Consider the following 19,997-nt stretch of genomic DNA (forward strand, 5'->3'; position numbering starts at 1 on the left):
ATTGTGGGGCGCGTGACTACGGTAAAGGCGACCTCGCACAGGAAAGGACGCGCAGGCACCGCCAAGGGCGGGCAGGGAGTGATGGGCCGCGGCGCCAAAATCACGCTAGGCGTGCTCTTGGGCATCCTCGCCGTGGCGCTCGCGATCTACCTGGCGGACTTGGCCACCCACCGGGGCAACGTCCCACGGGGCACCCAGGTTGGCGGCGTGGACATCGGTGCGATGGCGCCGGACGAGGCGCGCGAAAAGCTCCAGGCGGAACTCGGCGGCGTCGCAGCCAAGGCTGTTCCAGTCAAGGCGGGGGAGAAGGCAACCGAGTTCATCCCCGCCAAGGCCGGACTGGGCATCGATTTCGACGCCACGGTGGACAACGCCGGCATCGAGACCGCGAACCCCGTCGAGCGCCTCCGCGGGCTGTTCACCACCCGCGAGGTGGACGTCGTGCCGACCGTCGACGACAAAACGCTGGGGAGCCAGCTCGACCGCATGACCGACGAGCTGCACGTGGACCCCGTCGACGGCACTATCCGTGTGCAGGGCGGCAAGGCCGAAACCACCGACCCGAAGCTCGGCCAGGACGTGGACCGCGCCACGCTGCGCGACGAGGTGACCACCGGCTGGCTCAACCCGGACGGTGTCGAAGTGGAGCCGTCGCAGACGCAGCCCGCCATCAACGACGACGCCATGAAGGCCGCGCTCGGCGGCCCCGTGCGCGCCGCCCTGGACGGCCCGGTCACGGTCACCGGCAAGGACGGCGTCGCCGCCGCCGTGCCGCAGGACCGTATCGGCGAAATCGTGCAGTTCCCCGCGGTGGAAGGCCGCATCACACCCGACGTGAACCTGGATGCCACGCGCACCATCCTGGGTGACCAGCTCGCGGAGACCGAGGTGGAGGGCAAAAACGCCCGCGTCCTGGCCGGAGGCGGCGTCGAACCGTCCGTCGACGGCTCCGTGGTGGACTGGGACGCCACCCTGGCGGGCTTTGAAAAACGCTTGACCGGCGACGAGCCCCGCGCCTGGGACGCGGTGTACAAGGACGTGCCCGCGCAGTTCACCACTGAACAGGCGCAAAACGCGACCTTCAACGACGTGGTCGGCTCGTTCACCACCAGTGGCTACTCGGGTGCGTCCGGCACCAACATTGCGCTGGTGGCCCAGACCGTCAACGGTGCGATCGTGAACCCGGGCGAGACCTTCTCCCTGAACGGCTACACCGGCCCGCGCGGCCCCGCTCAGGGGTACGTGGAGTCCGGCATCATCCTCAACGGGCGCGCGGACACCGCGGTCGGCGGCGGCATCTCCCAGTTCGCCACCACCTTGTACAACGCCTCCTACTTCGCCGGCATGACGGATGTGGCGCACATGCCGCACTCCTATTACATCTCCCGCTACCCAGCCGGCCGCGAGGCGACCGTGTATGAGGGCGCTATCGACCTGCAGTTCCGCAACGACAGTCCGCACCCGGTGCGCATCTCCACCAGCGTCGGCGGCGGGGAGGTCACGGTGAGCCTGATGGGCGTCAAGACCGTGACCGTCGAGTCTGTCAACGGTGGCCGGTGGGCGCAGACGCAGCCGCAGCCGGTGAACGTCTCCGGCTCGAACTGTGCGCCGTCTTCGGGCGCGCCTGGTTTCACTACCTCCGACACCCGCATCATCTACGACCTCGCCGGAAACGAGCTCAGCCGGGAAACCCAGACCACGGTGTACGACCCGCAGCCGATCGTGCGCTGCGGTTAGCGGTTAGCGTACGAACCGTCACGCACCCCACACCCGCGCGGCACCAAACCGCCGCGCGTCCAACTCTCACGCTATGTTGCCGCCCCGGTCGGGGCCGGCCCTGGACCCATCGCCGATGTCGAATAACGGCGGGTCGGTGGTTGTCTGGTTCGGTGGGTCGTCGAACGCGGGGTATTTCTTCCGCACCCGCCTGATAGTCCTCTGACCAGGAGAGTCTTGGTACTGACGTGTCGTGGTTGGTGTTGGTGGCCCGCCGTCGGCGGGGTGGTGGGTGACGTCCCAGGTGGTGGGATCTTTCTCGAAGTGACCCTTGCCACCGGCGCCGTCCCTGTTGTCGTTGTTGCACATGTGGTGCTCGCGGCACAGGAGGACGAGGTTTTCCAGGTCTGTGAGCCCACCGTGCAGGTACGACTGGATGTGGTGGGCTTCCAGTTCCACGCCTGGCTTGGTGCACCCGGTCCAGGCGCACACCTGCTGCATGGCCAAAAGCACCAGCTTCTGCTCCACGCTGGCCAACCGCGCCCGCCCGAGGGATAGCGGGACCCCGGTGCACGAGTCCAGCTGCAGGGCGAAGGAGTCTCCTGCCAGCCCGAGCCGGACTATGTCCAACGCGGTCAACGACACCGAGGTGTTGGTGGCGAACTCGGTGTACGCGTCCGCCCCCATGAGGTCTTCCAGCGTCAGCGTCATCACCACGGTTCCGATGCCCTTGCGCGCCGCGGTGGAGGAGTTCGCGTGGTTGCCGACAATGTCCATGAGTTGGTCGAACCGCCGCTGCCCGCGGGTGCGCTTGTCCTCGGCGCCGGGCGGCAGGTTCGCCCCGGGCGACTCGCCGGCGGCCAGCGCGGCCTCGAACGCGGCGCGGCTGGCTTTGTCGAAGTAGATCTGTCCCCAGGAACCGCCGTCGCTGTCCTCCTCGCCGAAGATCATGGTGCGCTTCTTAAACGCGGCGAGCGGGTCCTTGTTGCCCTCGTAGTCCCTGCCCTTGCGGTTGGCGCGTTTGACCAGTGTGTTCACGTGCTTCCGCAGCTCTTCCGCGGACATCGTCTCCGCCGCCTCGAGCGCCTGCGCGTAGATCTCGTCGCGGCCCGGGTCCGAGTGTTCGTTGAGCTGCATTAGTGCCCGCTCAATGATGCGCTTCTTCTCCGCGTTGGCCTTCGCCGCCGCCTTCCGCGCGCGCTCCTTGGCCTTGCGCGCTTCCTCTTTGCGGCGCTCTTCTTCCTCGGCCTGCTTCTCGCGCTCTTCTTCGTCCATCAGCGGGTCCGAGGGTGGGGTGGGCACCTCGACCTCGCCGAACATCGTCTTCGCCTGGTTGAGCAGGCTAAAGGCGTCGGCGCGTGGGAGCCCGAGCTGCTTGGTCAGGTACTCCACCGGGTGGTTCGCGCCGACCAGCCGGCCCGCCCCGTCGCGCTCGCACAGGTGAGCAAACGCGATGTTCGCGTTGGACAGCAGCGGCAGCGCCGCGTGCAGCCGCTCCATGGCCTGGTGCGTGGATAAAAGGTGGAGGGATTCGGGCTGCATCATGAGCGCCTCGAGCGCCTTCAGACTATCGACGAGCTGGTCCACGTGGTGGTCAATTACCGTGGTCATGGGCGGATCCCTCCCTTCAGGTACGCGCTGTCAACGAATGAACAATGCATACGCTACGACACGCCTCCGACACGACCGCCGCAAAGCCAAACACATGTTCGAGTATCCCTAAACGGCCAGCGACTTTAGCACGTCGATAAGCAAAAGGTGCTCACTCAAATTGTGAAGGTGGCACATGGTCGCCCATCTCGCGCAGCAACCCCCACACGGTGAGGTCCGCGTACAGCGGGTCGCGTGGCATGAGCGCGTGGTAGGGCGCGTAGCCGTCGTACCACTGCCCGGAGTCGATGTTCGCCACGTCCGCGCCCGGGACCGCCTCCAGCATCGACGCGGAGGCGGGCGTAACCACCGTGTCTGCCGGTGAGTAGATGGAGGTGTACGTGATTCCCGGCACGGTGTCCGGGCCGCTCAAAAACTCGCGTAACCAGGCGGAACCGGCGAGCTGCTGTGCTGCCCCCGGGGCGAATAGGGCGGTGAAGTGCGGGTGGTTTGCGGCGAACGCGCCCATCTGTCCGGCCAGCCCCCGGAAGTCGGTGCCGTGGAAGTTGCCGCCCATCGCCACCACGCGCCGCACCTTCTCCGCGCCCCCGCGCGAAATGAACAGCTTGGTCATCAGCGCGCCCTGCGAGTGCGCCACAATGTCCACCTGCTCCGCGCCGGTTTTTCGCAGCACACGGTCCACGTGCTCCTCCACGTCGCCCACGATCGAATTCAGGTCGCCCGCGCCGAAGAATCCGGGCGCGATCATGTCGCCGTAGTCGTAGCCCCAGACCCAAAACCCCTGTTCTTTCAGCCTTTGGGCGTTCGACTCAAACGCCGCGGTGCGCGAGTTGATCCCGTGCACGTACATCACCGGCGTGGGGTGTGTGGGCTTAAAATTTCGGTCGTTGAACGGCATCGGCGGGCGGTTTTGCAGCCCGCGCACCGCCCCGTAGCCGACCGCCAGTGTCATCATCGCGCTGCTGAGTTTCATCCCTTTGAGCATATTGCTTATCGACGCCCTCCGGCCCCCACTTGCAGTAGACCAAGCGGTCTGTTATTGTCCTGGTTTGGATCACGAAGTCCGACGCACCCTGCACAAGGGAAAAGCCTCCCGGCTCGTCGGCTGGCAACCGCGCATATCGCGCACGGTGCCCCCGGGGGAAGATCCGCCGGCACGTGCAACCGCCGCGCCGGAAGTGCGATTCTCAAAGGAGATTAACCATGTCTTCCGACTTGAACGACATGTCCAACATGCCCACCGACTGGACCCCTGCCACCCTGGCCCACATGAGCGGAACTGCGTTCGCGTTCACGCTCGATGAGACGGGCGAAAGTGTCGTCGCAAAGTTCGACAGCCCGATGGAAGCGGCCCGTTTCGTGGGTAACACTGGCCCGAAGTTCGACTACTCGCCAAAAGCGGGCGCGATCCGCGTCGGTGATGCCGTTGTCCCGCTGCCCAAGCAGCCGGCCGCACGCCGTGAATGCACTTACAAAGAGTGCGACAGGCAGGCCGAAGGCCACAAAAACCACTACATCCCGGTGCTTCGCGCCATGAACCTGAAGCACTCCTGGTTCCCCGTCGAGGCGGCGGAGCAGGACGGCACGAAGCTCACCTTCCGTTTCCGCAGTGCAGTGGGGGAGGAGAACGTCACCGGCTACAACCACGACCCCGAGGAACTTGCGCTGGCGGAGGAGTACAACCCGGATTGGAACATCCTCCGCTTCAAAACAGAGAATGGGAGGTACCGCGCGGTATTGCTGAGCAAGAAGCCGCTGACACCGTGCACCACAGAAAGCTAGATCCGAGGAAGCCCCCCAAAAAAAGAAAAGAGAGCCGGCGACGAGAATCGAACTCGCACTCTCAGCTTGGGAAGCTGATGTTCTACCACTAAACTACGCCGGCAGCTCTGCCAACTTTAGCACCACGGATTCGCGGCCCAAAACAGGGAAGTACACTCTAGATTCGTGTTGCTTTCAGATCACGACATCCGCGATGCCATTAACTCCGGCCACCTCGGTATCGACCCGTTCGATGCCGAGCTCATCCAGCCGAGTTCGATCGATGTGCGCATTGACAAGTTCTTCCGCGTTTTCAACAACTCGAAGTACACGCACATCGACCCGAAGCAGGAGATGCCGAATCTGACCACGCTTGTTGAGGTGCCGGACGGCGACGCGTTTGTCCTGCACCCCGGCGAGTTCGTGCTCGCCTCCACCCTGGAGTGCTTCACTCTTCCCGCGGACTTGGCCGGCCGCCTCGAGGGCAAGTCCTCGTTGGGCCGCTTGGGCCTGCTCACGCACTCCACCGCGGGTTTCATTGACCCGGGCTTTTCCGGCCACATCACCTTGGAGCTGTCTAACGTGGCCAACCTGCCCATCGTGTTGTGGCCGGGCATGAAGGTCGGCCAGCTTGCGCTGTTTAACATGACCTCGCCCGCGGACACCCCGTACGGCTCCGGCAAGCTCGGCTCGAAGTACCAGGGCCAGCGCGGCCCCACCCCGTCGAAGGCGTACCTGAACTTCCAGTAGGGGCTTTTGCCTATCGACGAGCCTTCCAGGCGTTTAGCGCTTCAACTGTGGGAAAAAGGGCAAGGCCAGGCTGACCGCGGATAGGGCGGCGCTAATTGCAGACACGATGATCGCGATGATGGCAAGCGTGTTGTTCTGTTTCGCGGGCTCGGGCTTAAGCACGGTCGTTGTGGGGGTTGGTGCCGTGTAAGCCGCGCACTCCTTAAGCGCCTTCATCTCGGCTTCTGCCATCTGGATTTCAAAGTCCGAGAAGTATTCCTTAAACGGGGTGCGTTTCTGCTCCCAGTTGCTCCAAATGCCCTCCTGCTCCTGCTCCTTCCGGAATTCTTCGAAGTATGGGATCATGTGTTCTGCTTCCAGGGGTGACCAGAACTCGTTGTGGTATGTCCGGCCGTATACGTCTTCGAAGAAGCTCTCCACTTTGTGGGTGTCGATAAAGCACGTATCACCCTTGATTACGAGATTGATATCGGAGGGTTTGTACTTCACGTCGCTTGCCTTCACAGGTTTCCGTGACGGTCCGACAACCGTTTCGGTGAAACTGGGGTCCGGGGTGTTAGTTGGGGCAGCCACGAATTCCGCTGTCGGACTGGCCTCTGCGACCGTCACGGCGTTTTCTTGTCCGTGGGCTGGTGCGATCAGTTGGGTGAAACCGAGTGCGGTTACAAGAACCGCAGAAGCTAGCTTCCTCATAGAGACTCCTTGAACCTGTTGTAGGGACGTGACTAAGTTACCGTTGTCACGCTCGACACCGTGTTATCGCCTGGCAAATAAATGGGAATAAGCTGTGTGCTTGCCTTCCCGTTCTTCACCCTGCCGACCTCGCCGCTCCACGGCATAATGGCCACTTATGCGGATGACTGTGATTGGCACTGGTTACCTTGGCGCGACGCATGCGGCGTGCATGGCTGAACTCGGCCACGAGGTGCTGGGCGTAGACGTTGACGAAACCAAGATCGAGGCGCTGAAGAACTCCAAGGTGCCGTTTTACGAGCCGGGCCTGCCCGAGGTTCTGGAGCGCAACATCGAGGCGGGGCGCCTGAGCTTTACGACGGACTACGCCGAAGCCGCCGCCTTCGGCCGCGTGCACTTCATCGGGGTTGGCACCCCGCAGCAGCGCGGCTCCTACGCTGCCGATACCCGCTACGTCGAGGCCGTGATCGACGACCTGGTGCCCCAGCTGGAAGGCGAGCACCTGATTTTGGGCAAGTCCACCGTGCCGGTCGGCACCGCCGCCGCGCTGCAGGAGCGCGCCGACGCTCTCGCCGCCAACGGCAACAAAGCGACCGTGGAGATCGCCTGGAACCCGGAGTTCCTCCGCGAGGGTTACGCAGTCAAAGACACCATCGAGCCGGACCGCATCGTGTTGGGCCACCGCGCCGAGAACTCCCGCGCGGAGGAGATCGCCCGCGAGGTCTACGCCACCCCGCTGGAAAATGACACCCCGTTCATCGTGACGGATTTGCAGACCGCGGAGCTGGTGAAAGTCTCCGCCAACGCGTTCCTCGCCACGAAGATCTCGTTTATCAACGCCGTGTCCGAGGTCTGCGAGAACGTCGGCGCGGACGTGACCCAGCTGGCCGATGCGATCGGCTACGACGACCGCATCGGGCGGAAGTTCCTCGGCGCAGGTCTCGGTTTCGGCGGAGGGTGCCTGCCCAAGGACATCCGCGCGTTCATGGCGCGCGCCGGCGAGGTCGGCGCGGATCAGGCCCTGACCTTCCTGCGCGAGGTCGACGCGATCAACATGCGCCGCCGCCAGCGCGTGATCGACTTAGCGCGCGAGGAGCTCGGCAGCGTCATCGGCCGCAACATCACCGTGCTCGGCGCGGCGTTCAAGCCGAACTCGGACGACGTGCGCGACTCGCCCGCACTTGCTGTGGCGGGCCAGCTTTCGCTCGCCGGCGCGTCCGTGCGTGTCTACGACCCGCAGGGCATGGACAACGCCCGCAAGGTGTTCCCCACCCTCGACTACGCCACCAGCCTCGAGGACGCACTTCGCGGTGCGGAGCTGGTCATCCTCGCCACCGAGTGGCAGGAGTTCAAGGAGATGGACCCGCGGTGGGCGGCGGAGCACGTCGACAAGCAACTGCTCATCGACGGGCGAAACGTCCTCAACGTCACCGACTGGCAGAACGCCGGCTGGCAGATCCGTGCCCTCGGTCGGAGCCTGTAAGGGGCAGCTCCAAGCAGTAGTTTCGTAGTACCTAATTCGGGCATACCTGCAGGGTGTGCCCGTCTTAGTATTTCTGGTCGGGTAGGGCATGATGGTCCGCATGTCCAAGGAGAAGCGAGGAACATTTGCCAAGGGCGCCCTGGGCGCTGCCGCGGCGGCGCTGGGTGGCGTCGCCATTCACGACCTCACGCAAACCAGATACCCGATCCTGCGCAACTACCCAGTGTTGGGACACATGCGCTACCTGCTCACGGACATCGGTCCGGAGCTGCGCCAGTACTTCATCGAACGTGACTGGGACGGCCGCCCCTTCAACCGCGACCAGCGCAACGCCATCTACGAGCGCGCGAAGGGCAAGCAGAGCGAGACGTCGTTCGGCACCGTCCAGGATGTCTACGACGCCAACCACGAGCACCTCGTGCACTCCATCGCGCCGGTGGAGGAGCCGGCCGAGCCGCCGCGCGCACTCGTCGGCGGCAAGGACTGCACCCAGCCGTACTCCATCTCCATGCTGAACGTGTCCTCGATGAGTTTCGGCTCGCTGTCCAAAAACGCGGTGCGCTCCCTGAACAAGGGCGCGGCCATGGGCGGGTTCGCCCACAACACCGGCGAGGGCGGTATCTCTCCGTACCACAAGGAAAACGGCGGTGACCTGATCTGGCAGATGGGCACCGGCTACTTCGGCGCCCGCACCGAAGACGGCGGCTTCGACCCCGCCAAGTTCCGCGACAAGGCCCAGGACGACCAGGTCAAGATGGTGGAGCTGAAGCTCAGCCAGGGCGCCAAGCCGGGCATCGGCGGCGTGCTGCCGGCGGACAAGATCACCAAGGAAGTCTCGGAGATCCGCGGCGTGCCCATGGGCGTGGACTGCATCAGCCCGGCCGGCCACCGCGTGTTCAGCACCCCGGTCGAGCTCATCGAGTTCATCGCGCAGATGCGCGAGCTTTCCGGCGGCAAGCCGGCGGGGTTCAAGATGTGCGTCAGCAGCCGCAGAGAAGTGCTCGCCATCTGCAAGGCCATCCGCGAGGTCGGCACCGCACCCGACTTCATCGTCGTGGACGGCTCCGAGGGCGGCACCGGTGCCGCACCCATCGACTTCGAGGACCACATGGGCATGCCCCTGACCCACGGCCTGATGCTGATGCACAACGCGCTTGTGGGCACCGGATTGCGCGACCAGATCAAGATCGGCGCCTCCGGCAAAGTCGCCGGTGGCTCCGACATTGTCATGCGCATGATTCAGGGCGCGGACTACACCAACTCCGCCCGCGCCATGATGATGGCCACCGGCTGCATCCAGGCGCAGCGCTGCCACACCGGCGAATGCCCGACGGGCGTGGCCACCCAGGACCCGCGACGCAACCGCGCCATCGTGGTGGAGGACAAATCGAAGGCGGTCTACAACTTCCACAAGACCACCGTCAGCACCGCCGTGCGCCTCATGGCCTCCATGGGCGTCTCGGATCCGTCGGAGCTGCGCCCCGACATGCTGCGCCGCAGCGTCTCGCCGACGGAGTCGCGCTCCTACGCCTCCATCTACGAGTGGCTCCGCCCGGGGCAATTGCTTGAAGACGCCCCCTCGGCCTGGGCCCCCGACTGGAAAGCCGCCTCCCCGGATACGTTCCGCCCCGTGGCGTAGTGCGTATGGGGCTGCTCTCGCGGCGGCCCACCCGTACCCAGTCGGCTCTCCCGGCCCGCGGATCTGCTAGTTGGCCATTTAAGGGTTCGCAGGGTAGTTAGCAGATCGCCCTGCTATTGACACTGTGTTTCAATATCACCTGGGAAAACATAAAGTTGGACACTTGATCTGCTAGTTCGCTCGCGAGGCATTCGCAGTCGAACTAGCAGATCAGCGTCATGTCTGGTCACTTATTGGACGCAAAGTGCTTGACACGCACACTGGTTCACCGTAGTTTCTGAACAGACCGCGTCCCCGAGGGAAGGAGTAGGCAGTGCTCACGTTCCGTGTTTCCGCATAACACGAACCAGAAAGACAGATGAGCATGCCTATTTCCCTGAACAACATTTCCCTCGAGTGGCCCAATGGAACCACGTGCCTTGAAGGCCTGAACGCCGTATTTGATAGTCGGCTTACCGGGTTAATCGGTGATAATGGATCCGGTAAATCCTCTCTGATCAAGGTCATCCTCGGTCAGCTCGAACCGACGGGCGGTTCGGTGGAACGCCCCGCGAACATCGCGTACTTACCGCAGGACCTCACGCTGCGGGCGGACGACACCGTGGCTGATGTTTTTGAGGCCACTGAAATCCTCAACGCAATTGCATCGGTGGAGGCCGGGGAGTTCGATCCCCAGCTGTTTGAAACCATCGGTGACCGGTGGGATATCGCCGCAGAGATCACCGCCACCCTGTCCGCGCACGGACTCGACCTACCTTTGGATAGAACCCTGGATACGCTTTCCGGCGGTGAAACAGTCCGGGTAGCGTTGGCCGCGTTGTTCTCCGGCAACCCCGACTTCGTCGTCTTGGATGAGCCAACCAACAACCTCGACCACCACGCGAAAGAGCAGCTCATACGGGAGCTGGAGGCGGCGTCGGTACCTGTGCTCGTCGCTAGTCATGACCGCGACTTGCTGCAGAGCGCCACCGAAATTGCTGAGCTGCACGACGGCCGGCTGCGAATGTTCTCCGGCAACTTTTCCGCATACAAGGAGACGCTCGCACAGGAGCAGGAATCAGCGATACGCGGGGTGAGGGACGCAAAAGCGAACCACCGCAAGCAGGTCAAGGAGCGGGAAGCGATGCAGACACGCATCGATCGGGATGCGCGCCGTGGAAAGAAGTTCGCCGCCTCGAAGCGCAAGCCCGGCATGGCGATGGGATTGGACAAGGACAGGTCTGAAAAGACTGCGGCGAGACGGGGGTCGGCCCACGCAGGGGCGGTGGAGGGCGCGCTCGCCGCCTACAACAAAGCCCAGGAAAAAGTCCGCGATGATCAAGCTGTCTTTATCGATTTGCCCGGCACCGAGCTGCCCAATGGTACCCGGGTCTTGGACATTCCCGGACTGACAGTCGTAGGTTCCGAGCGGGTGCGCATTACCGGTCCTAACGGAAGCGGCAAGACTACGCTGCTCAACTCCATCGCGAGTGGGCAGGCAGGCTACGTCATTGACGACGTGGGTTACCTTCGCCAGCGCATTACGCTCAACCCAGAGCTGACGGTGCTGGAGCTGGTGACGCAAACCAACCTCGAGGCAGAGCCGCAGTATATCCGCGACCAACTTGCGCAGCTGCTGTTTCAGAACGACACCGTGCACGCCCCCGTTGGCACGCTGTCCGGCGGGGAGCGATTCCGCGTTGAGCTCGCCCGTATCCTGCTTTCTCACCCAGCCCCGAAGCTATTGCTTCTCGACGAGCCCACCAACAATATCGACATTTCCACAGTGGACTGGCTCGTCTCCGCACTGGACAGCTACGCCGGTGCGATCGTCCTGGTCAGCCATGACGAGGATTTCTGTGCGCGAATAGGTCTCACCCGCGAAGTCGCCATCGAGACCTTGCCGTAGGACGAACCCCTAGTGCTGGTGGTAGTCCGCCAGGAAGTTGCCCAGGCGCTCGATGGCGTTTTCCAGCTGCGATGCCCACGGCAGGGTGACCACGCGGAAGTGGTCCGGGGTGGGGTAGTTGAAGCCGGTGCCCTGGACCATCAGGATCTTCTCGGATTTGAGCAGGTCCAGCATGAACTTCTCGTCGTCGTGGATGTTGTACATCTCCGCGTCGATCTTGGGGAAGCAGTACAGCGCACCCTTTGGCTCCACCACGGACACACCGGGGATCTCGCGGAGCTTCCGCACTGCCACGTTGCGCTGCTTGTGCAGGCGTCCGCCCTCGGCGGTGAGCTCGTAGATGGACTGCCGCCCGCCAAGGGCCACCTGGATGGCGTGCTGGCCAGGCACGTTCGCGCACAACCGCGTGCCGCTCAAAAGGTCCAGGCCTTCGATGAAGCCTTGAGCTCTGCGACGGGGACCGGTGACAACCATCCAGCCGGCGCGGTAGCCGCACACCCGGTAGGCCTTGGACAGCCCGTTGAAGGTGATGCACAAAAGGTCGGGGGCGACTTCTGCCATGGAGATGTGCGAAGCTCCGTCGTAAAGTACGCGATCGTAGATCTCGTCGGAGAGCACCATGAGCTCGTGCTCGCGGGCGATGTCGGCGATGCCTTCGAGCACTTCGCGCGAGTACACGGCGCCGGTGGGATTGTTGGGGTTGATCACCACGATCGCCTTGGTGCGGTCGGTGACTTTCTCCCGGATGTCCTCGAGCGACGGGTTCCAGTCGTCCTCCTCGTCGCACATGTAGTGCACGACTTTGCCGCCTGCGAGCGTGGACGCGGCGGTCCACAGCGGATAGTCGGGGGCGGGGATGAGGATTTCGTCGCCGTCGTTGAGCAGCGCCTGGGTGGTCATGCTGATCAGCTCGGACACGCCGTTGCCCAGGTAGACATCGTCGATGTCGAAGGGCGGGAAGCCGTCGATCATCTCGTAGCGCGTGACCACCGCGCGGCGTGCCGAGGTGATGCCCTTGGAGGTGGTGTAGCCCTGGGAGGTGGGCAGGTTGGCAATCATGTCGCGCATGATCACGTCCGGCGCCTCAAAGCCGAAGACGGCCGGGTTGCCCGTGTTGAGCTTCAAGATGGTGTGGCCGTCGCGCTCCATCTTCTCCGCGGTGGCGGTCACGGGCCCGCGGATGTCGTAGAAGACGTTTTTCAGCTTGTCCGCTTGGTCGAAATGGCGGTGCTTTTGCAGTGGCTCACTCATGCCACTCCACTGTAGGCCTCTTTAGTTCTTGCGGAAGCGGTTTATCGTGTTTTGCGCGACATCGAGCGCATCGGAGGTCAGCTGGTTGAACTGATCCTTGCGCTGCACCCGCATCATGGCCTGCTGGTGTGCCTTGGCGGATTCGATCTCCAGCTGGCGGCGCTTGATCTCTTGGCGGCGCTGCTGCTCCAGCTGCCGCAGGCTGGGGGTGTACCAGGAGTCGGGGCCGACTTTCATGATGTACAGCAGGATGAACAGGGTGGGGATGATCAGCAGGAAGACCGGGTGCACAGCGGTCAGCCCGAACGCGCCCACGGTGCCCAGCCAGAAGGTGCCTGCGCGCATGCGCTTGCCGGAGCGGCGCGCCTGCATGATTTCGCGGCCGCTGTAAAACACATCGCCCGAGTGCACTTCTTGCCTCTCGACGGCACCTCCGGTCGGCTGCGGCGGCAGATCCCCCAAAATCGGCTCGAGATCTGAGTGGACCTGTGCCTCGGCGACGCGGCGGCAGCGGTCGTCGAACTCGCCCATATTGAGCCGGCCCTCGCCGAGTGCGCGGCCGAGGGTGTCCATGGCGTCCATGCGCTCCTGGTCACCGATTCTGAAGTTGCCGTAGGGGGTGCTCACGCCGCATATAGTAACGCCCCGGACGGCTGTCGTGCATGTCCGGGGCGCGGTGGAAAGCAGTGAAGGTGGCTTACTGCCAGCGCTCGTCAGCGCCGGTTTCGCGGTCCTCGTAGCGCTGCTTCGACTTGTCGTACTCGTCTTCCTGCAGCTGGTAGAAGTACACGCGCGGCAGCACGGCTTCGACCTTGTCCAGGTAAGTGGTGACGAACTCGTTGACGTCGTCGCGCTTGGCGGAGTCCTCGTTGACGTAGATGAACAGCGGGCGCGCCAGCGGGTAGTTACCGCTCTTTGCCTCATCGGCGGTCGGGGCGACGCCGTCGACAAGCACGTTATCGATGCGGTTGCGCGTCGGGTCCTCGGTGGCCAGGTAGTTGCCGATGCCCATGAAGCTCAAGCCGTTGACGTCCTCGGAGACCCACTTAGACAGCTCCTGGATGTCGTCGATGGCCTGGTAGTCCTCGCGGATCTCGTCGCCATCCAGCACGAGCTGCTCGAACACGCCCAGGGTGCCGGAGCCGTCCGGGCGGCCGTAAAGGGTGATTTCCTCGTCGGGCCAGGACGGGTCGATATCCGACCACTTGGTCACCGCGGAGTCTTTCGCCCAGATGTCGTGCAGCTGCTGGATGGTCAGGTCCTCGGCCCAGTCGTTGTCGCGGTGCTTGACCAGCGTGATGGCGTCGAGCGCGATGGGCAGCTCGATGAAGTTCACGCCGGCGTCGGCGCACTGTTTCTGGTAGTCCACGTCAGCGCCGTCGCCGGGAATGGCCACGGAGGCGTCGTTGATGTCGGCCTCGCCCGCGCAGAACGCTTCGAAGCCGTCGGTGGAGCCGACTGCGTCGATGTCCACGTCGAAGTCGTAGCGGTTGGCCATGTAGTTGGTGATCGGCTCGACGGTGGAGGAGCCGGTGACCTTGATGGCGTTATCGCCCGGGGTGGTGTCGTTGCCGCAGCCGACGGCCAGTGCGGCGACGGCGGCCAAAGCGACGGTGGCGGTGAGTCGTTTACGCATTACCCTTGCCCTCCCGCATCTCGATGCGCAGTTCGCGCAGCAGTTTGAACAGGTTGCTCCAGGAGCCCTTGGAGTTTGCCCAGTACTCGGGGAAGTGCTTCAGCTCTTCCTCCTGCTCCGGGGTGACGTTCGGGTTGATCTTGCGGTGGGCGCGGGCCTGCTCGCCTTCCAGCTTGGCGCGGTTGCCCAGGCGTGCCTGCAGCTCGCTGCGCAGCTCATCTGCGGTTTCTTCCAGCTCGTGCAGCAGCGCGTACAGCTCGGCGTCGGGGGCTTCGCGGTTAATCAGGTCCTTCGCCAGTGGGGACAGGTCGGGGGTCTCGCCAGGGGTGTTTTCAGCGTTGGTCGGGTTCTCGGGAGTGGTCATTGAGGGGCTCCTTAGGAGAGTGCGTTGGAGATGAACACGGCCAGGATCGGGATGATGAAGAACACGCCGCCGATCCACGCGAAGACGTAGAGCTTGTTCTTCGTCGCCAGGGCTGCGAGCCAGTCGGAGCCTGCCGGCGGGAGCTTGCGCAGGAACGGCACACCCAGGATCAGGATCGCGGCGAAGGTGTTGAAAAGCGTGTGCACCAGGGCACCGGCCATCGCGGCTTCGGCTTCGGCGCCGGAGGCGGAGAACGCGGCGATCAGGCCGGTGACGGTGGTGCCGATGTTGGCGCCGACCACGAACGGGAACAGGGTGCGCACCTTGAACTTGCCGGAGGCGGCCAGCGGCACCGTCAGCGCGGTGGTGGTGGAGGAGGACTGCACCAGGGTGGTGATGGCGGCACCGGAGAGCACGCCCATGAACGCGTTCTTGCCCAGCGCTGCGTAGAGGATGTTCTGGGCCTTGCCCACCAGAAGCGCGTTGAGGATGTTGCCGATGAACTGGATGGAAAACAGGATCAGCGCAATGCCCAGCACGGCCAGGACTACGCCGCCCCAGACGTCGCCGAGCGGCTCGACCAGGCTGCCTGCCAGACCGACCAGCGGCTCGGTGATGGCGTCGATGAAGTCGCCGATGGACTCGAAGATGCCGGCCAGCACGCCCTCTCCGGAGCCGGACAGCGACGGCGCAATCGCGGTCGCAGTCTTGCCCAAAAAGCCGGTGAACATTTCCAGCGGGAAGAAGATCAGGATGGCGATGAGGTTGAAGAAGTCGTGCACGGTGGCCATCGAGAAACCCTGCTGGAACTGCTTCTTGTTGCCGGCCAAGCCAAGGGCGACCAGTGTGGAGGTCACGGAGGTGCCCATGTTGGCGCCGAAGAGCATCGGGATCGCGATGTTCAGCGGCAGGCCGCCGGCGATCATGCCAACCACGATCGAGGTGGTGGTGGAGGAGGACTGGATGATCGCGGTGGCGACGATGCCGATGGCCAGGCCCACGAACGGGTTCTCGGCGAAGGAGAACAGTTCCTCGGCGCGGTCGCCGGCGATGCCTTTGAAGCCGTCGCCGATCATGCCCACGCCGTTGAGCAGGACCCAGACGCCGATGATCACGGCGATCCAGTTGGCAATCTGCTTGGCCTTGCCGTCGAGGGGGAGGAAGCCGAGCGGGTCCTTGCGCTCGTTGTCGTCGTCCACATCGAGGTCGTCGAGGTTCGTGTTCTCGTCTTCTGCGGTGCGGCCGGTGTTGTCGGCCACGGCGACGGAAGATCCGCCGGTTTCTTCGCGTTTCATCGTTTCCCAATCAGGTAGCTGACACAGGTGTGCCCGACACCGTATGGACACCGCGTTAATGGAACGGTGTCCACGAGGTGAACATTTGGGAAACGTGTGAATTTACTGTCAGCTAGTCGCTGAATTGGGATTGGTGCAGGCGCCAGTACGCACCTTGCTTTGCGACGAGCTCCGCATGCGAACCTTGCTCCACAATTCTGCCGTCTTCCATCACCACAATCACGTCCGCGTCCCGGATGGTGGACAGGCGGTGCGCGATGACAAAAGAGGTGCGGTTGGACCGCAGCGCGTTCATCGCGTCTTGGACCAGCACCTCGGTGCGGGTGTCCACAGACGAGGTCGCCTCGTCCAGGATCAACAGCGACGGCTGCGACAGGAACGCGCGCGCTATGGTGATTAGCTGGCGCTCGCCCGCGGATACGGATCCGCCGTCCTGGTCGACTTCCGTGTCGTAGCCGTCCGGCAGCGAGCGCACGAAGCGGTCCACGTAGGTGGCCTTCGCCGCCTCAATGACCTCCTCGTCGGTGGCGTCCAGGCGGCCGTAGCGGATGTTGTCCATGATCGTGCCCTTGAACAGCACTGCGTCTTGCAGCACCATGCCGATCTGGCTGCGCAGGTCCTCGCGGGAAAGATCCCGGATGTCCGTGCCGTCGAGGGTGATCGCGCCGGATTCGACGTCGTAGAAGCGCATGATCAGGTTCACCAGCGTGGTCTTGCCGGCGCCGGTGGGGCCGACGATCGCGGCGGTCTGGCCCGGCTCCACCCGCAGGTTCAGGTCCTGAATCAAAGGCTCGTCGGTGTAGGAGAAGGACACATCGCGGAACTCCACCAGGCCTTCGGCACGGCCGTCCATGCGGGCTTGGGGCTGGTATTCGGGTTCCTCTTCAGCGTCGAGAAGCTCGAAGACGCGCTCCGCGGACGCCACGCCGGACTGCAGCATCTGCATCATGCCGGCGATCTCGCCCAGCGGCTGGTTGAACTGGCGGGAGTACTGGATAAACGCGGTGGCGTCGCCGAGCGTGAGCCTGCCCGAGGCCACCTTCACCCCGCCGAGGACCGCGATGGCCACGTAGGACAGGTAGGAGATGAACTGCATGATCGGGTGCATCGAGTTGGCCAAGAACTGCGCCTTCTGCGCCGCACCCGCAAGCTCCTCGTTGCGCTCGTCGAAGGTGCGGCGCAACGCCTCGGTGCGGCCGAAGATGACCGCGACGTCGTGGCCGGAGAAGGATTCCTCCACGTGCCCGTTGACGTCGCCGGTAGCCTTCCACTGGGTGATGAACTGCTTTTGGCTGCGCGTGCCCACCAGGCCCATGACCAGGCCGGTCAGCGGCAGGGCCAGCAGCGCGACCAGTGCCAGCTGCCAGGAGATGGCGAACATCATCACCAGGATGCCCACGATGGTGATCACCGCGTTGAACAGCGAGGACAGGGACTGCTGCAGGGCCTGCTGCACGTTGTCCACGTCGTTGGTGGTGCGGCTCATCACGTCGCCGCGCTGCCGGGTGTCGAAGTAGCTCAGCGGCAGGCGGTTGAGCTTCGCCTCCACCCGCTCGCGCAGGTCGAACACCGCCCGGATGGACAGCTTGTTCAAGATGGCGCCCTGGGCCCACATGAGCAGCGCCGACACCACGTACAGCGCAAGCACTGCGACGATCAGTTCGCGCAGGCGGTCGAAGTCGATGCCGCTGCCGGGGGTCAGGTCCATCGCCGAGGCCATGTCCGCGAACCGGTCCTGGCCGGCGGCGCGCATGCCCTCGATCGCCTGCTCCTTGCTCATCCCGGCGGGCATGTGCCTGGACATCACGCCGGAGAAGATCACGTCCATGGCCCGGCCCATCACGCGCGGGGCGTACACGGCTAGCACCACGGAGACGGCGTTCATGACAAACACCGCCGTGAGCGCCATCTTGTACGGCGCGAGCAACCCCAGCAGGCGCTTCGCGGACGGCCAAAACTGTTTGGCCTTGCGCGGTGCCTTGTTGGAGTAGTCGTCGCCGGCCATCTTCTCTTCGTATTCGGCGAGCTGGTCGTCTGTCAGCTCGGCTCCGTGCTGGTTGCTCATGCGTCGACCTCTGCCTGGCTGCGTTCAATTTCCCGGTAGGTGTTGCTGGTTTCCAGCAGCTCGTCGTGCGTGCCGCGCGCGACGATGCGCCCGGCCTCCATCACCAGAATCTGGTCCGCGTGCCGGATCGAGGACACCTTCTGCGCCACCACGATTACGGTGCGGTTCTTCACCACATCGCGCATCGCGGCGTTGAGGTTCGCCTCGGTGGTCGCGTCGAGTGCGCTGAACGAGTCGTCGAAGATGTACACCTTCGGGTCCGCCACCAGCATGCGCGCGATGCACAGGCGCTGGCGCTGCCCACCGGAGACGTTGGTGCCTCCCTGGGCGATCGGCATATCCAGGTCGTCAACGAACCCGGCCTGCGCGACTCGCAGCGCCGCCCACAGCTCATCGTCGGTCGCGTCGGGGTTGCCCATCCGCAGGTTCGTCGCCACGGTGCCCGAGAACAGCCACGGTTTCTGCGGGACCATGCCGGCAGCCGTGACCAGGCTCGCGCGGTCGAGGTCGGTGACCGGATGGCCGTCGATAAGCACGCGCCCCGACGTGGGGGAGTACAGCCTTGGCAGCAGCCCCACCAGCGTGGTCTTGCCGGCGCCCGTTGAGCCAATGATCGCGGTCGTGGTTCCCGGGCGCGCTTCAAACGAGATCTCTTCCAGCACCGGCTGCTCCGCACCGGGGTACGTGTAGGAGACATTTTCGAAGCGCACGACACCTTCGCCTATCGACGCCCCTCCGGTCGCCCCCGCACCCGCCTCATACCCGAGCACCTCGTCCACGCGGTCCGCACAGACGATCGCGCGCGGCAGCATCATGAGCATGAACACACCCATCATCACCGCCATGAGAATCTGCATCAGGTACTGCATGAACGCGGTGAGCGAACCGACCTCCACCAGGCCCTCGTCCACTCGGTGGCCGCCGAACCACAGCACCGCGGCGGTGGCGAGGTTCATGATGAGCATGATCACCGGGAACATGGTCACGAACACGCGGCCGATGTTCAGGCTGAGCTTGCTCAAGTCCGTGTTTGCGCCGTGGAAACGGTCCGCCTCGTAGCCCTCGCGGCCGAACGCGCGGACCACGCGGATGCCGGCGATCTGCTCACGCAGTAAGCCGTTGATCGCGTCCAGCTTCGCCTGCATCTGCTTGAACAGCGGCATCAGGATGGCGGCGATGATGCCCACGACGATGGTGAGGACCAGCACCGCCGTGACCACCAGCCACGACATGCCCGCGTCCTGGCGCAGCGCCATGATGATGCCGCCGATGGCCATAATCGGTGCTGCGACCATGAAGTTGAGGAACAGCAGGAACGTCATCTGCACCTGCTGGACGTCGTTCGTCCCGCGCGTGATCAGGGTGGCGGTGCCGAAGTGGCCCATGTCCTCGCTGTCGAAGCTGGAGACCCGGTCGTAGACCGCCTTGCGGATGTCGCGGCCCGTGTTCATGGCCACCTGCGAGGCGAACCAGAACGCGCATACAGCCGCCGCAAGCTGCACAAGCGCGACGACGAGCATGATCCCGCCGACGCGCCAGATATACGGCACGTCGGCGTTGGCGACGCCGTTGTTGATGATATCCGCGTTCAAGTCCGGTAGATACAGCGTGGCCAGGGTGGTGATCAGCTGCAGCACGACAACTAGCGCGATCTTGCCGCTGTACCGCTTGCCAAAGTGCGCGGTGAGGCGGATGAGATCCATGAGTGCCCCTCTCTTTTATCGGGGCAATCTTAGACCTGTGGGGCCTCAGCTGCGATACCGCTGCTGCCTAAACGCCGATATCGGCGTTTACAGGGCGCGCCGCTGCAAAAGCCCAGGTCGCGGATAGGCGGTCAGGCTAGAT

The 19,997-nt window shown here is 64.1% G+C and carries 16 protein-coding genes, 1 tRNA gene and 1 riboswitch; of the genes, 6 read left to right on the forward strand and 11 right to left on the reverse strand.

The features are described from left to right. Positions 1 to 81: 81 nt before the first annotated feature. Positions 82 to 1,737, forward strand: a complete 1,656-nt coding sequence (locus HMPREF2791_RS03605) for a VanW family protein (protein WP_070472024.1) — start codon at positions 82 to 84, stop codon at positions 1,735 to 1,737. 66 nt (positions 1,738 to 1,803) lie between these two features. On the opposite strand, the gene HMPREF2791_RS03610 is transcribed toward HMPREF2791_RS03605, so the two are convergent. Both HMPREF2791_RS03610 and HMPREF2791_RS03615 read right to left on the reverse strand, forming a co-directional pair. Beyond that, a complete protein-coding gene (locus HMPREF2791_RS03610; RefSeq protein WP_070472025.1) occupies positions 1,804 to 3,327 on the reverse strand; it encodes an HNH endonuclease signature motif containing protein in 1,524 nt (507 codons plus the stop codon). Between the two features lie 151 nt (positions 3,328 to 3,478). After that, entirely contained in the window at positions 3,479 to 4,300 is an 822-nt protein-coding gene (locus tag HMPREF2791_RS03615; RefSeq protein ID WP_246815157.1) for an esterase/lipase family protein, read from the reverse strand. A 79-nt stretch (positions 4,301 to 4,379) separates the two neighbouring features. Next, positions 4,380 to 4,514: riboswitch (SAM riboswitch) on the forward strand. 16 nt (positions 4,515 to 4,530) lie between these two features. Here HMPREF2791_RS03615 and HMPREF2791_RS03620 point away from each other — a divergent pair. Beyond that, positions 4,531 to 5,109, forward strand: coding sequence for a hypothetical protein (locus HMPREF2791_RS03620; protein ID WP_070472027.1), 579 nt, complete (start codon positions 4,531 to 4,533; stop codon positions 5,107 to 5,109). 32 nt (positions 5,110 to 5,141) lie between these two features. On the opposite strand, the gene HMPREF2791_RS03625 is transcribed toward HMPREF2791_RS03620, so the two are convergent. Then, a tRNA-Gly gene (locus HMPREF2791_RS03625) sits at positions 5,142 to 5,212 on the reverse strand. Positions 5,213 to 5,274: 62 nt separating this feature from the next. On the opposite strand from HMPREF2791_RS03625, the gene dcd reads away from it, so the two are divergent. Continuing rightward, positions 5,275 to 5,838, forward strand: coding sequence for a dCTP deaminase (gene dcd / locus HMPREF2791_RS03630; protein WP_070844407.1), 564 nt, complete (start codon positions 5,275 to 5,277; stop codon positions 5,836 to 5,838). Positions 5,839 to 5,871: 33 nt separating this feature from the next. Here the strand turns inward: dcd and HMPREF2791_RS03635 are convergent, their stop codons facing one another. Continuing rightward, complete coding sequence (locus HMPREF2791_RS03635) at positions 5,872 to 6,531, reverse strand: hypothetical protein (protein WP_070472029.1); 660 nt, start codon at positions 6,529 to 6,531, stop codon at positions 5,872 to 5,874. Between the two features lie 157 nt (positions 6,532 to 6,688). Here HMPREF2791_RS03635 and HMPREF2791_RS03640 point away from each other — a divergent pair, with 157 nt between their 5' ends. From HMPREF2791_RS03640 to HMPREF2791_RS03650, 3 genes are all read left to right on the forward strand, one after another. Next, a complete protein-coding gene (locus HMPREF2791_RS03640; protein ID WP_070844410.1) occupies positions 6,689 to 8,014 on the forward strand; it encodes a UDP-glucose dehydrogenase family protein in 1,326 nt (441 codons plus the stop codon). A 100-nt stretch (positions 8,015 to 8,114) separates the two neighbouring features. Then, the gene (locus HMPREF2791_RS03645) at positions 8,115 to 9,653 is read left to right on the forward strand and encodes an FMN-binding glutamate synthase family protein (RefSeq protein WP_246815158.1); all 1,539 of its coding nucleotides are present in this window, start codon (positions 8,115 to 8,117) and stop codon (positions 9,651 to 9,653) included. Positions 9,654 to 10,017: 364 nt separating this feature from the next. Next, positions 10,018 to 11,541, forward strand: a complete 1,524-nt coding sequence (locus tag HMPREF2791_RS03650) for an ABC-F family ATP-binding cassette domain-containing protein (RefSeq protein WP_070472139.1) — start codon at positions 10,018 to 10,020, stop codon at positions 11,539 to 11,541. 9 nt (positions 11,542 to 11,550) lie between these two features. Here the strand turns inward: HMPREF2791_RS03650 and HMPREF2791_RS03655 are convergent, their stop codons facing one another. From HMPREF2791_RS03655 to HMPREF2791_RS03685, 7 genes are all read right to left on the reverse strand, one after another. Next, positions 11,551 to 12,792: a pyridoxal phosphate-dependent aminotransferase gene (locus HMPREF2791_RS03655; RefSeq protein WP_070472034.1), complete on the reverse strand. Its 1,242-nt coding sequence runs from the start codon at positions 12,790 to 12,792 to the stop codon at positions 11,551 to 11,553. A gap of 21 nt (positions 12,793 to 12,813) precedes the next feature. Then, positions 12,814 to 13,419, reverse strand: coding sequence for a DUF1707 SHOCT-like domain-containing protein (locus tag HMPREF2791_RS03660; RefSeq protein ID WP_070472035.1), 606 nt, complete (start codon positions 13,417 to 13,419; stop codon positions 12,814 to 12,816). 70 nt (positions 13,420 to 13,489) lie between these two features. Beyond that, the gene (locus HMPREF2791_RS03665; protein ID WP_070844412.1) at positions 13,490 to 14,428 is read right to left on the reverse strand and encodes a substrate-binding domain-containing protein; all 939 of its coding nucleotides are present in this window, start codon (positions 14,426 to 14,428) and stop codon (positions 13,490 to 13,492) included. Next, on the reverse strand, positions 14,421 to 14,792 hold the full coding sequence (locus HMPREF2791_RS03670) for a hypothetical protein (protein WP_070472039.1): 372 nt from the start codon (positions 14,790 to 14,792) through the stop codon (positions 14,421 to 14,423). The genes HMPREF2791_RS03665 and HMPREF2791_RS03670 overlap by 8 nt, the downstream gene beginning before the upstream one ends. An 11-nt stretch (positions 14,793 to 14,803) precedes the next feature. Further along, entirely contained in the window at positions 14,804 to 16,087 is a 1,284-nt protein-coding gene (locus HMPREF2791_RS03675) for a Na/Pi symporter (RefSeq protein WP_083290087.1), read from the reverse strand. Positions 16,088 to 16,199: 112 nt separating this feature from the next. Next, complete coding sequence (locus HMPREF2791_RS03680; protein ID WP_070844414.1) at positions 16,200 to 18,152, reverse strand: ABC transporter ATP-binding protein; 1,953 nt, start codon at positions 18,150 to 18,152, stop codon at positions 16,200 to 16,202. Then, the gene (locus tag HMPREF2791_RS03685; protein ID WP_070844415.1) at positions 18,149 to 19,855 is read right to left on the reverse strand and encodes an ABC transporter ATP-binding protein; all 1,707 of its coding nucleotides are present in this window, start codon (positions 19,853 to 19,855) and stop codon (positions 18,149 to 18,151) included. Before HMPREF2791_RS03685 ends, HMPREF2791_RS03680 begins: the two co-directional genes overlap by 4 nt. Positions 19,856 to 19,997 lie beyond the last annotated feature (142 nt).

The sequence above is a fragment of the Corynebacterium sp. HMSC034A01 genome, from assembly GCF_001838175.1.
Taxonomy (GTDB): Bacteria; Actinomycetota; Actinomycetes; order Mycobacteriales; family Mycobacteriaceae; genus Corynebacterium.